The sequence below is a fragment of the Bacteroides sp. DH3716P genome, from assembly GCF_025914115.1.
Classification (GTDB): domain Bacteria; phylum Bacteroidota; class Bacteroidia; order Bacteroidales; family Bacteroidaceae; genus Bacteroides; species Bacteroides ovatus.
In genome coordinates this window covers 5,109,529-5,123,213 of sequence record NZ_CP083673.1, presented here as the reverse complement: position 1 = coordinate 5,123,213, position 13,685 = coordinate 5,109,529, and the positions used below count along the sequence as shown (strand labels likewise).

The 13,685-nt window shown below is 41.2% G+C and carries 13 protein-coding genes; all 13 read left to right on the top strand.

Annotation, left to right across the window (positions count from 1 at the left end; translation table 11 throughout):
* Position 1 precedes the first annotated feature (1 nt).
* Positions 2-2,416, top strand: a complete 2,415-nt coding sequence (locus KQP79_RS19295; protein WP_118236314.1) for a GumC family protein — start codon at positions 2-4, stop codon at positions 2,414-2,416.
* A 29-nt stretch (positions 2,417-2,445) separates the two neighbouring features.
* A complete protein-coding gene (locus tag KQP79_RS19290) occupies positions 2,446-3,156 on the top strand; it encodes a tyrosine-protein phosphatase (protein WP_118236315.1) in 711 nt (236 codons plus the stop codon).
* Positions 3,153-4,058 (top strand): glucose-1-phosphate thymidylyltransferase RfbA, encoded by a 906-nt coding sequence (gene rfbA, locus KQP79_RS19285; protein WP_118236316.1) that lies wholly within the window; start codon positions 3,153-3,155, stop codon positions 4,056-4,058. Before KQP79_RS19290 ends, rfbA begins: the two co-directional genes overlap by 4 nt.
* Positions 4,059-4,060: 2 nt before the next feature.
* Entirely contained in the window at positions 4,061-4,633 is a 573-nt protein-coding gene (gene rfbC / locus KQP79_RS19280) for a dTDP-4-dehydrorhamnose 3,5-epimerase (RefSeq protein ID WP_234120910.1), read from the top strand.
* A gap of 10 nt (positions 4,634-4,643) precedes the next feature.
* Positions 4,644-5,513 carry a dTDP-4-dehydrorhamnose reductase gene (rfbD, locus tag KQP79_RS19275; RefSeq protein WP_118236318.1) on the top strand — a complete coding sequence of 290 codons (870 nt, stop codon included), beginning with the start codon at positions 4,644-4,646 and terminating at the stop codon, positions 5,511-5,513.
* Entirely contained in the window at positions 5,503-6,645 is a 1,143-nt protein-coding gene (locus KQP79_RS19270; RefSeq protein ID WP_118236319.1) for a dTDP-glucose 4,6-dehydratase, read from the top strand. Before rfbD ends, KQP79_RS19270 begins: the two co-directional genes overlap by 11 nt.
* Before the next feature lie 31 nt (positions 6,646-6,676).
* Complete coding sequence (locus tag KQP79_RS19265) at positions 6,677-7,150, top strand: acyltransferase family protein (protein WP_118236320.1); 474 nt, start codon at positions 6,677-6,679, stop codon at positions 7,148-7,150.
* A gap of 89 nt (positions 7,151-7,239) precedes the next feature.
* Complete coding sequence (locus KQP79_RS19260) at positions 7,240-7,626, top strand: hypothetical protein (RefSeq protein WP_118261660.1); 387 nt, start codon at positions 7,240-7,242, stop codon at positions 7,624-7,626.
* Positions 7,627-7,742: 116 nt separating this feature from the next.
* Positions 7,743-8,483 (top strand): hypothetical protein, encoded by a 741-nt coding sequence (locus KQP79_RS19255; protein WP_118236322.1) that lies wholly within the window; start codon positions 7,743-7,745, stop codon positions 8,481-8,483.
* Between the two features lie 127 nt (positions 8,484-8,610).
* Entirely contained in the window at positions 8,611-10,044 is a 1,434-nt protein-coding gene (locus KQP79_RS19250) for a lipopolysaccharide biosynthesis protein (protein ID WP_118236323.1), read from the top strand.
* Between the two features lie 8 nt (positions 10,045-10,052).
* Positions 10,053-11,180, top strand: coding sequence for a glycoside hydrolase family 99-like domain-containing protein (locus tag KQP79_RS19245; protein ID WP_118236324.1), 1,128 nt, complete (start codon positions 10,053-10,055; stop codon positions 11,178-11,180).
* Positions 11,181-11,662: 482 nt separating this feature from the next.
* Entirely contained in the window at positions 11,663-12,427 is a 765-nt protein-coding gene (locus tag KQP79_RS19240) for a hypothetical protein (RefSeq protein WP_229035947.1), read from the top strand.
* The gene (locus KQP79_RS19235; protein ID WP_118236326.1) at positions 12,387-13,652 is read left to right on the top strand and encodes a glycosyltransferase family 4 protein; all 1,266 of its coding nucleotides are present in this window, start codon (positions 12,387-12,389) and stop codon (positions 13,650-13,652) included. Before KQP79_RS19240 ends, KQP79_RS19235 begins: the two co-directional genes overlap by 41 nt.
* Positions 13,653-13,685 lie beyond the last annotated feature (33 nt).

Genomic DNA, 13,685 nt, shown 5'->3' with positions numbered 1-13,685 from the left:
CATGGCAACTATACAAAATAACATCCCTGCACAAAACCAGCAGGATTTCATCCGTATACAAGACCTGTTTTACCTCTGTCTCGGCAAGTGGCACTGGTTTGTCATTTCATTGACCGCATGCCTCGGTATAGCGGTATGGTATCTGCTCATCACGCCCCCGGTCTATATCCGTACGGCCTCCATACTTGTCAAGGACGATTCCAAGGGCAAATCCACCTCCGACGCGATGGAAAGCTTCGCCGATTTCGGCATGTTCACATCGAATACCAACGTGAACAATGAGATGGGGACTTTGCAATCTCCGGACTTGATGCGTGAGGTGGTAACGAGGCTGCATTTGCAGATGAATTATTATGTACCCGGAGGCTTTCATAGACAAACCGTTTACGGCGACCAGCTGCCGGTTGACGTATCAGTCATAGACCTTCCGGGAAACGAATCCGCCTCATTTACCCTGAGACTGGAAAAGGACGGTATTATTACACTATCCGACCTTGAAAGAAATGGGGAGGATGTGGATTTGGAAGTTCCTGTGCATGGAGGTCTTAACGACACGATACAAAGCCCTATAGGGAAAATCGTCGTGATGCCTGCCGCATCCTATACGGAAGGGGAGGAACTGCTTGTACAAGTGTCACATTCTCCGTTACAGACAGTCGTAAGTTCCTATTCCTCCAGCCTGACCATTTCTCAGACCGACGAGAAGTCCAACATCATCACCCTGTCATTCAGGGATGTCTCCAGCCAACGGGCAGAAGACGTACTGAGCACCCTCATTGCTGTCTATAACGAGAACTGGGTAAAGGCCAAGAACCAGATAGCCGTCAGTACCTCGATGTTCATCAACGAGCGTCTTGGCGTGATAGAAGGCGAGCTGGGGAATGTGGATGATGACATATCCTCCTACAAGAGTGAGCACCTGTTACCCGACGTGCAGGCAGCGGCCAGCATGTACATGGCACAGGCCAGTCAAGCAGATGCTTCCATCAAGGAATTGAACGACCAGGCATACATGGCCCGCTACATCCGGGGACACTTGGCCAATGAAAGCAACAAGTACCAACTACTTCCCGCCAACTCGGGCATAGATAATCCAAGCATTGCCACGCAGATTACCGAGTACAACAATAAACTTTTGGAGCGCAACAGCCTCGTGGCACACAGCAGCACGAAGAATCCGTTGGTTGTGGAAATGGATGCCTCGCTCTCATCCCTGCGCAGTGCGTTGCTCACCTCCATCGACAACCAGCTGGTCGCATTGAACGCACAAATCCGGAGTCAGCAGTCACTGGGTGGACAGGCCACCTCACGCATCGCCTCCAACCCGCAGCAGTCCAAATACCTGCTCTCGGTGGAACGCCAGCAAAAAGTGAAGGAATCGCTCTACCTTTATCTGTTGCAGAAACGCGAGGAGAACGAACTCTCGCAGGCATTCACGGCCTATAATACCCGTGTCATCACCATGCCGGGCGGCAGTATGATCCCTACCGCCCCGGTGAAGAAGAACATCCTGCTGGTGGCTTTCGCCTTGGGCCTGCTCATACCGATGGTCATCATCTTCATCCGTGAGAAGATGAACACTGTGGTGCGCGGACGCAAGGACCTGGAGAGCATGACCATTCCATTCGTGGGAGAAATACCGCTCGCATTCCGCAAAAAAGGAAACCGTTTCTCGCGTCAACCGAAAGAAGAGAAGTGCGCCGTAGTAGTAAAGGATAAGAGCCGCAACGTGATCAACGAGGCTTTCCGCGTGGTGCGCACCAACCTCGAGTTCGTGGTCGGAAAGGAACGTGCATCGAACGTCATCATGCTTACCTCAGCCAATCCGGGCAGCGGCAAGACCTTCATCACGTTTAACCTCGCCACCAGCCTTGCCATCAAGGGCAAACGGGTTATTGCCATCGACCTCGACCTACGCAAAGGCTCGTTAAGCGAGTACGCGGGCAGGCCAAAGGCCGGCATCTCTGATTATCTTGTCGGACAGGTAAACCGCATTGATGAGGTCGTCATCCGCTCCGACAATGCCAATTTGGACATTATTCCCGTGGGTACCATTCCTCCCAACCCCACGGAACTGCTGTTTGCAGAACGGCTAGAGCAATTGGTAGACAATCTGCGCAAGGAATACGACTACATTTTTATCGACTGTCCGCCGGTAGAGATCGTGGCTGATGCTGCCATCATCAACAAGCTGGCTGACATGACCCTGTTCATCGTCCGCGCCGGGCTGCTCGACCGCAGTATGCTTCCGGAGATAGAGAAATTCTACACCGACAAGAAATACAGGAACCTGTCACTTATCCTGAACGGTACGGACGGAGGTAGCGGGCATTACGGCTACAAGTACGGATATAAATATGGGTACAAGTATGGTTACCATTACGGATATGTCGGATATACCAATGAAGAATCATAAAAATTCATTCTTAATTCATTGTCTACTTCGTGTGGCTCTTTAAGAAAAAAATAAGATTGAAGGATAGCGGATTCTTCCAAGGCTTTATAGACTGGCATTGTCACTTACTTCCCGGCGTGGACGACGGTGTGCAGACGATGGAGGAATCCCTGCAAATCCTCTCCTTTTATGAACAGTTGGGGGTCAGCGAGGTTTGGCTGACTCCTCACATCATGGAGGATATTCCGAACACGACGGAGGGTTTGAAAGAACGGTTTGCGAAATTGAATGCCGCTTATCAAGGGAACATCACTCTCCTCCTTGCTGCCGAGAATATGCTTGACAACCTGTTTGAAGAACGTTTGGCAAAGAACGACCTGCTCCCTTTAGGAAAAGATGGAAAACACCTGTTAGTGGAAACCTCCTATTTCAATCCCCCGATGGGGCTGAATAACATCCTGCTCCGCATCAAATCGAAAGGATATGTCCCCATCCTGGCGCATCCCGAACGGTATGTGTATATGGATGAGGACGATTACAAACATTTGAAAAGCATCGGTGTCCGATTGCAAGCCAATTTACCATCTTTACTCAATACATACGGCACTGATGCTCGTCGGAAAGTAGAGTGGATGATTCGCGAACATCTGATAGATATGTGGGGAACTGATACGCATCACTTTCATGCAATATCCCAACTTGTTATGGAAAAACAGTTAAAACAATCTATTGCAATAACTCTCAAATCAAATAGAAAATGAAAGGAATTGTACTTGCCGGAGGTTCCGGCACCCGGTTATATCCAATTACAAAGGGCGTGAGCAAGCAACTTTTGCCCATTTATGACAAACCCATGATTTATTATCCCATTTCGGTATTGATGCTTGCCAGAATTCGTGAGATATTGATTATCTCTACCCCATACGACTTGCCAGGTTTCAAACGGCTGCTGGGTGATGGTTCTGACTATGGCGTACATTTTGAATATGCCGAGCAGCCCTCTCCCGATGGACTTGCACAAGCATTTCTTATTGGAGAAAAATTTATCGGCAATGATTCGGTCTGCCTTGTATTGGGGGATAATATCTTCCATGGAACAGGTTTTTCCAAGCTATTGAGAGAAGCGGTAAAAAATGCCGAAGATTCGAATCAAGCCACCGTGTTCGGCTATTGGGTAGATGACCCGGAACGTTATGGCGTGGCTGAATTTGACGGTAACGGAAATTGCCTTTCGATAGAAGAGAAGCCTGCTAATCCTAAATCCAACTATGCTGTTGTGGGTCTTTACTTTTATCCCAACAAGGTGGTGGATGTAGCCAAACAGATCCGCCCTTCCGCCCGTGGCGAGTTGGAAATCACCACGGTCAACCAAGTCTTTTTGCAGGAGCGCAAATTGAAAGTGCAGACGTTGGGACGTGGCTTTGCTTGGCTCGATACAGGCACGCATGATTCACTTGCCGAGGCATCCATTTTTGTGGAAGTGATTGAGAAAAGGCAAGGTTTAAAGGTCGCCTGCTTGGAAGGAATTGCCTATCGTAAAGGATGGATTAGCAAGGAAAAAATGGAAAAACTGGCACAACCCATGTTGAAGAATCAATACGGAAAGTACCTACTGAAAGTGATTGACGAGGTGGCACACACCGGGAAAGAAAATTTGGATTGACAATGGAAGTAATAAAGACAGCAATAGAGGGCGTGGTCATTATCGAACCACGCATTTTTACGGATGCCAGAGGCTATTTCTTTGAAAGTTTCTCCCAAAAGGAATTTGACGAGAAAGTGCGCCCCATCCGTTTCGTGCAGGACAATGAAAGCAAGTCAAGCTACGGTGTCATGCGTGGGCTGCATTATCAGAAGATGCCTTATACGCAGAGTAAACTGGTACGCTGCGTGAAAGGTTCTGTATTGGATGTGGCGGTTGACATCCGCGAAGGCTCTCCTACATTCGGGCAGCACGTGGCAGTGGAACTGACGGAGGAAAACCACCGACAGTTCTTCATCCCGAAAGGGTTCGCACATGGCTTTGCCGTATTGAGTGAAGAAGCCGTTTTCCAATATAAATGCGATGAATTTTATGCCCCGGAAAGCGAAGGCGGCATACAGCTGATAGACGAGACTTTGAGCATTGACTGGAAAATCCCGGTGGGGAATGCCATTCTTTCGGAAAAAGACCTGCACAGAACATGCTTAAAAGATTCCGTATTAGATTTCAAATACGGTGAGGATTTGTATAAATAAGGAAACTGATATGAATATTTTAGTAACAGGAAGCAACGGACAGTTAGGCAATGAAATGGTCCGGGTTTCCGGCAACAGCAAAGACCGCTATGTCTTTACGGACATTGCGGAATTAGATATAACGAATTTGGATGACGTTCTTGCGCTTGTGCAGAAAGAGCGGATAGATGTCATTGTCAATTGCGCTGCCTATACCAACGTGGACAAGGCAGAGGAAGACGAAAAGGCGGCAGACTTGATCAATCATGTTGCTGTCAGTTATTTGGCTGCGGCGGCAAAGTCTGTCAACGCCACGCTTATTCACATATCCACTGATTACGTTTTTAAGGGGATAAACTACCTTCCTTTTACGGAAAAGGACACCACGGAACCGACCGGCGTATATGGCAAGACAAAACTTGCCGGGGAAGAAGCCGTTGTCAACTCCGGTTGTAATTACATTATCCTGCGCACCGCATGGCTCTACTCAGCATGGGGCAAGAACTTCGTGAAGACCATGTTGAAGCTGACGAAAGAGAAAGACGCGTTGCCTGTCATTTTTGACCAAATAGGTACTCCTACTTTTGCCGGAGATTTGGCAGATGCCATAGGCTGGATACTTGACAGGAGATTGACCGGTAAGCAGGACATTTATCATTTCAGTAACGAAGGCGTATGCTCCTGGTACGATTTTGCAGTGGTTATAGCCCGGTTGGCAGGAAACGAATGTGATGTTCGTCCGATTCATACCTTTGAATATCCAAGCAAGGTGAAACGCCCGCATTATTCGGTTTTGGACAAGGCGAAGTTCCGCGAGACTTTCGGTTACAAGATTCCGCATTGGATGGACTCTTTGGAAAAATGTATCAACCAAATAAAAGCACAGAGCAATGGAATTTAAACGGAATATACTTATTACGGGTGGTGCAGGCTTCATCGGAAGCCACGTGGTGCGTCTGTTTGTGAATAAATATGCGGATTATCACATTGTCAATCTTGACAAATTGACATACGCTGGTAATCTGGCAAACCTGAAAGATATTGAGGATAAACCGAATTACACGTTTGTAAGGGCAGACATCTGCGATTTCGAGAAGATGCTGGAGTTGATGCGGCAATACCATATCGACGGTATTATCCATTTGGCAGCAGAAAGCCATGTGGACCGGAGCATTAAAGATCCATTCACCTTTGCCCGTACCAACGTGATGGGAACTCTTTCCTTGTTGCAAGCAGCCAAGATTTATTGGGAGGGCCTTCCGGAAGGCTACGAAGGGAAGCGGTTCTATCACATTTCGACCGATGAGGTCTATGGTGCGTTGGAATTGACACATCCCGAAGGGGTAAAGCCACCTTTCACCACTACGGCATCTTCTTCAGAACACCATTTGGCATACGGTGAGGATTTCTTCTATGAAGATACGAAATACAATCCGCATTCACCCTATTCGGCAAGCAAGGCATCGAGCGACCATTTTGTCCGTGCCTTTCATGACACGTATGGAATGCCTACCATCGTGACCAACTGCTCCAACAACTACGGCCCTTATCAGTTTCCGGAAAAACTGATACCGCTTTTCATCAACAATATCCGTCATTGTAAGCCACTCCCCGTTTATGGCAAAGGTGAGAACGTGCGCGACTGGCTCTTTGTGGAAGATCATGTACGTGCCATCGACCTTATATTCCATCAGGGAAAGGTTACCGATACCTACAATATCGGTGGCTTTAACGAATGGAAGAACATCGACATTATCAAAGTCATTATAAAGACGGTTGACAGACTGTTGGGCAATCCCGAAGGAACTTCCCTCGATTTGATTACTTTTGTGACCGACCGTAAGGGGCACGACATGCGCTATGCCATTGACTCGTCCAAACTGCAAAAGGAACTGGGCTGGGAACCCAGCCTCCAGTTTGAGGAAGGCATTGAAAAGACCGTCCGCTGGTACTTGGATAATCAGGAGTGGATGGATAATATCACTTCCGGGGAATACGAGAAGTATTACGAGGAAATGTACCGAGGAAGATAACATTCTTACAAATGCTGCAATAATACGTAAAATGAGGAACAACAGAGACAAATCTTTAGATATAGCGAAAGCCATTTGCATTATTCTTATGGTTGTAGGTCATAGCGGATGCCCGACTTATCTGTATGATTTTGTTTATATGTTCCACATGCCTTGTTTCTTTTTTGTAAGTGGTTGGCTGCTAAACGAAAAATACGTGACGGACTTGAAAACTGGATTGATTCAAAAGGCAAAAGGTTCTTATTATCCTTTTGTCAAGTGGACGTTGATTTTCCTGCTTTTCCATAACGTATTTGCTTCGATGCACATTTATGAGAACAGCTATTCATGGCAAACATTCATTGAGCGTGTCATTAGAACTTTCACTATGACCGGTAGTGAATCTCTTTTGGGAGGCTTTTGGTTTTTGATTTCATTGTTTTGGGCCTTGATTATCTCCCTGTTTTTCTTTAATACGCTCTCAAAAGCGGAAGTATTAACAGAAAAAACATTTCGGGGATTTTAATCCTCTTAGTTTCAGTATTTTGGCATTACATACCTGTGACATTGCCGCAAATGTTCGGGGAGCAGACTTTATTGGCAACAGCGTTTTACATGAGCGGTTATCTTTGTCGTAAGAAGAATATGCACTTTGCCCATCCGCTTATGACAGGTTTGCTTTTATTGTTAGTTCCGGCTATTGCAGCATGCTTCATCAAATTAAATATGGTAACGGTGCAAGGATGGCTTGTGTTGATTGATTATGTGATTGCTATGACAGGAATGATGGGCGTAGTGTTGCTATCGAGAGAGTTGTCAAGACATTGCATCGCTCCTGTATTTGCATATATCGGAGATAAGACCTTGTATATCTTGGTCTTTCATTTCCTTGCATTCAAGTTGGTGAGTTTCTCATATATTTTTGCCAATAACCTACCAATCGATTATTTAACGCAGTTTCCTGTCATACAAGATGCAAATACCTATATGTGGGTTATATAGTATTGTAGGGATTGTGTTCTCTTTATTGGCTTGGAAGTTATTCCATGTCGTACAGTATATGCAAACGAGAATGAAATAGAATAGAACATTACCATTCATATTAAAACTGTAAAAATATGACAAAATCATTTCAGATATTTGATGGGAAAATCAGATCCCTAAAGCAGCATCTTCAGTTAATAGATTTATCATTGACTTTGGCATGCAAATGTTGTAACAAAGAGAAAGATAATGGGAAAAATATTGCAACGACTCTCCATGCTGTTAGTGGAACTCATTTACAACTCAATATACCAAATAAAACAACCGACATAAAGCGAACATTTGCATATAGCAGACGAAAATTAAATGAGCAGGCGATAATAGAACTATATAGGTTGTTCTCTGATTATATATCTAATATAGTTAGCGAACTATTTAAAAATAATCCATATCAATTATTTGGTGCAATTACTGATAAAAATGAGAGAGCATTATTTTATCATGAAATTATCCAATTAAGTAGTTATGATGCTATTATAGAAGAAATTTCGAAACGTATTTACCGTTCTTTTGAGAAACAGCGTAGTACTCCAAAACTATTAGAAAAGATAATTTCGACTACTAAAGTTAGTATATCCAATGAAATAAAACAAGATGCTTTATTATATTTGGAAATACGGTATTTGATTATTCACAACAATTCAAATGTTGATGAAAAGTTTAAAAGAATGGATAAGGATAATAAAATCCATATAACTGGTAAGAAATTAAATATGACCTATGATTTAGCCAACGCTTCAATGAATGCTGTATTTAAACTATGTAAATCTATTGATGACCAACTTATACATAGAACACTCGTTTCTACACTTTAGATAATGGGACTAAAAAGAACAAATGGAGACGAAACAGATTAAATTGGAATCGTTGGGGGGGAGTCCATCATTTAATTAAGTCTCTATTGAAGCAAAACAAATAATTCTTATTAAAACAAAATTCTGAATGGATTCTGTCTTAAAGAAAAAGACGATAATTGGAACTTTTTGGAGTGCCATAGATCGTTTTTCTGTTCAAGGAATAAACTTTATTCTGAGCTTAATTATCGCCCGGTTACTGGAGCCGTCCGATTATGGAATCATTGCTATGATTTCATTATTTCTAACTTTGTCAAACACATTTGTAGACAGTGGTTTTGCAAATGCGTTAATAAGGAAGAACGACAGAACGGAGACAGACAACTCCACGGTATTCTACTTTAATATTGTAATTGGAATTATAGTTTATGCAATAGTTTGGATGTTGGCGCCATATATTGCTAATTTCTATAATATGCCGCTTCTGGACAAAGTAATGAAAGTGACAGCACTCACTATCCCTTTCTATTCTCTCTCCATCGTTCAGCAAGCTATCCTTACAATTAACATAGATTTTAAATCACAAGCGAAAATCTCAGTAATTTCCGCATTTTTATCAGGAGTGATTGGAGTAATATTGGCATATAATGAAGCAGGTGTATGGAGTTTGTCAATACAGATGATTTCTGCTGCTTTTTTTAGAATGCTCTTACTATGGTGGTACATAAAATGGTTACCTACAAAGTCATTCTCAAAAAGATCATTTGAGGAATTGTTCTCATTCGGTTCCAAATTGTTGTTGGCAAACATTGTTGTGACTGTAGGAAACAATATAACAACTCTGATTATTGGAAAAAAATTCGCACAGAAACAATTAGGATTCTATAACAGAGCAGAACAAATAGGATATTTCCCAGCTACGAATCTTACGGCTATTTTGCAACGCGTCACATTCCCTGTGTTTAGTCAAATGCAAGATAGTCCTATTACGTTACGTAATAGTTACTTGAAAACGATCCAAGTTACTTCATTGCTGACGTTTTTTATAATGGGATCACTCTTTATATTGGCAGAACCTTTGATTATTGCATTACTTACTTCCAAATGGTCTTCTTCTATCAAATTATTGCAGATATTGATTACCAGTATTATGTGGTGGCCTTTTTTTGCATTAAATGTTAATATTTTACAGGTGGTAGGCCAATCAAAACAAGTTCTGATAATAGAGTGTATCAAAGCATCCATCAACATATTTGCTATTTTCATGGCATCCCTAATCAGTATAGAGGCAGTATGTATAACATTATCACTCACTGCATTTTTGAACTCATTCATCTATGCTCATTTCACGAAAAAAAGCATAAATGTATCATGGGGAGGGCAGATAAAAATCATGCTCCCGCATATATTATCGGCTATAGTTGCGGGAACAATTTCTTTTATTGCTTATAACTATATTACTAATATGTGGTTAAAAATTATGTTAGGTGGTTGCTTATATACCTTACTATATGTAGGTATAGCCTACGTAATTGACAAATCAAGCTTTATGACTATCTATAATTCGTTAAAAAAACAATAAATGCAATTATGAATATAAAAGTAATTCCAGTATATCTTCCTCAATTCCACCAAATTCCAGAGAATGACAATTGGTGGGGAGAAGGCTTCACAGAATGGGTAAATGTACGTAATGCACCCCCCCTTTTTGATGGGCATAACCAGCCACGCATACCGTTAAACCATAATTATTACGATTTGAGTGATATTGAAACTTTAAAATGGCAATGTCAATTAGCGCGTAAATATGGTATTTACGGATTTTGTATGTATCACTACTGGTTTAACGGTCACTTGTTGCTCGAAAAACCTATGGAGATGCTCCTCGCTCATCCGGAGATTGATATCAACTATTGCATTTCGTGGGCAAACCACGATTGGAATGATTCCTGGAAAGCCAAAGATGGTGCACCACAGACTCTAATATCCCACGATTTCGATGATGAACAAGATTGGGTAAATCACTTTAATTATATGCTTCCATTTTTTAAAGATTCACGCTACATGTGCGAAAATAATAAACCCATAATGGTTATATATGTGCCTAATCTAATCCGAAAACTTAACAAAATGCTTGATATATGGACACAAATGGCTAAAGATGCAGGATTTGAAGGTCTTACATACATATATCAAAGTGCTGCATCAGCATACGATAATTCCTGGGACAAGTCTAAGTTTGCCTATGGAGTGGAAATGAACCCTCAATATATTAACCTACTGTATGACAACGAACCACAAAAGGTACCTTTTGGACTTGTTAAAACGATAAGATTCATAAAACAGTTGTTTCACATAAATAGAAGTCTTGCGCCATTTATGTATAACCGGAAGTCAGTCCGAAGATTGGACTATGATTTATGCTGGAAAAACATCCTAAAACATAAACCTGTTGCCGAAAACCTAATCCCATGTGCATTCACTGATTGGGATAATACACCAAGACACCGAATGAACGGATATTTGTATGACGGCATGACAGCCTCAAAATTCAAACGTTACTTTAAGGAACTGGTCACTAAAGTAAAAAGAGAATATCATACAGATATGATTTTCGTATTTGCATGGAATGAATGGGCAGAAGGTGGATATCTAGAGCCAGACGAAAGAAATGGATATGCTCTACTTGAAGCGATAAAAGATGCATTAAAATCTTGAAGAGCCTTGTGAACTCACTACTTTCCCCTAATACATCAAAATACATATTTTGCGTCGGAATATGTGCATTAATGATTTCGCTATCTTTTACCTTAGGTGATGGAAACAGAAATCTGTTGTTAATAGCAGTAATGGGAATATCACCTTTACTGCTTATCTTAACCCCCATTATTACAAGAACTGATATTAAAATTTATGCCATTATTATTCTAACCATACTATGCCCTTTACTTAACCATCCGGAAACAATGAGATGGAGTACAGTTCTTTACAGCTGTATGTTTTGTCTATATTTCATTTCACTTTCTCATTTATTTTCATTCTCGAACATTTCACAATCCGGGATTCTCAAACTTTTAAAATATATACTGATCGCTTATGCAATCGTGCTGTTCATTCAACAAATATGTGTATTATTGGGTATTCCGATCATTAATCTTAGCAACTATGACATACGACAACCATGGAAACTGAACTCTTTAATGTCTGAACCAGAGCATAGTGGCCGTATGGTTGCACTGTTAATGTATTCATATTTGTCTATCAAATCGGCTAACAATGGCAAAGAGAATTTTATCGAATCTTGGAAAAATGACAAACTGTTATGGATGGCATTTTTTTGGTGCATGCTGACAAGTATGAGTGCGGGCGCTTATTTATTCCTCTTAATTGTCTTGACAAGATTTATGACTATAAAAAGTGCATTTCGTATTATAATTCTTATAGTAAGCATTTTTATTATAGTGAATCTCTTCTTAGAACCTATAGCATTAAAAAGATTCATGAAATTCGGTTCTGCGATATCAACTTTCGATATTCATAAGATTTATAGTGCGGATCAAAGTGCAGCTTTAAGAGTTATTCCTTCTTTCATCTGTTTACAAAAAATAGATTTGTTTACTGTTGATGGATGGTTTGGGTATGGTATTGATTATGTATCAGATTTTATGTCAAATTATTTAGCTGGTGTCCCCAAAGGATATACTGGAGGTGGATTACTTTTATATGCAGTGGAATACGGTTTTTTGCCATTCATCGTCCTTGCAATCATCACATTCCATTTATGCTATGACAAAGGGAACAAGATACCAACAATACTTTTTTGGATATTCTCCATACTATTTACTGGCGTAAATTCTCAACTTGCATGGTCTACAATAACATTACTTTATATAGTGAAGATATCACAACAAATAAAAACTGATAATGAATATACTGATACTAGCATATCTGCTTTCTCCAAGTAAGGGCAGCGAATATTCTGTAGCATGGAATTATGTTACCCACATGTCGAAAAAAAATAATTTGACTGTACTATACGGTGCTTCTGGTAATCAAATGGGAGATTGCGATGAAATGGAGGATTACATAAAACAGAATCCTATTCCAAATGTCTGTCTGATACCAATTTATCCCAATAAGCTGGCAAATATACTCAATTGGCCTAACCGCCATCATGTCTTAGAATATACGTTTTATTATGCTTATCGAGTATGGCATTTGCAAGTGTATAAAGTAGCCAGTGAGTTAATGGAGACAAAACATTTTGATTTGATTCATTATGTTGGAATGATAGGTTACCGTGAACCGGGATATTTATGGAAATTGGGATTGCCCTACGTATGGGGTCCCGTAGGGGGAACCAATAATGCCCCTCAACAATTGATGGAACGTATGCCATTAATCGGGCGAATGAAATTAACATTCCGTAGCATTGTAAATACGTTTCAATTCCATACCAAACGACGTTTAAAAAAAGCATTAAAGGCAACAGACATATTGCTTACTGCAACATCAGAAAATCAGCGCAATTTCAAGAATGTTCATCATAAAGACAGTATATGGATTCCAGAAAATTGCATAACAGGTAATATAGTTCTCAATAAGAGTAAATTTATTAATAATGGGAAATTCAATCTTATTGTCATAGGTCGATTGGATTCCAATAAAAATGTTGGCATTTTACTCGAAGCTCTGACGCATGTCAAACATAGGGAGTTATTGCACCTTGATATAGTAGGAGATGGAATGTTAAAGGAAAAATTGCAACAATACGCAATTGAGCATGACATAAACAATATGATTACATGGCATGGGCAGTTGCCTCGTGTTGAAGCCGTGAAGGTCTTTAATTCAGCACACTTGCATGTGATTACAAGCGTGAGTGAGGGCAATCCCACCACTATTTGGGAGGCGATGAGCTACGGAGTGCCAACGATGAGCTTCGACCATTGCGGAATGCATGATACTATATGTGACCGATGTGGAATACGCATACCAATTGCAAAACATTATGAGGAATGTGTTTCGGCCGTTGCGATAGAAATTAATAAGCTACTTGAACATCCCGAACGATTCCAACAATTGGCAGAAGGTACTATAGAATGTGCATATCATTATAAATGGTCTGAACGAGAACGTTTCCTAAATAGTCTTTACGAATCACTTCTGTCCAAAAAGAAAGTATATTGATAAAACTATAAAGTATCTGATAAAAAAGATTTC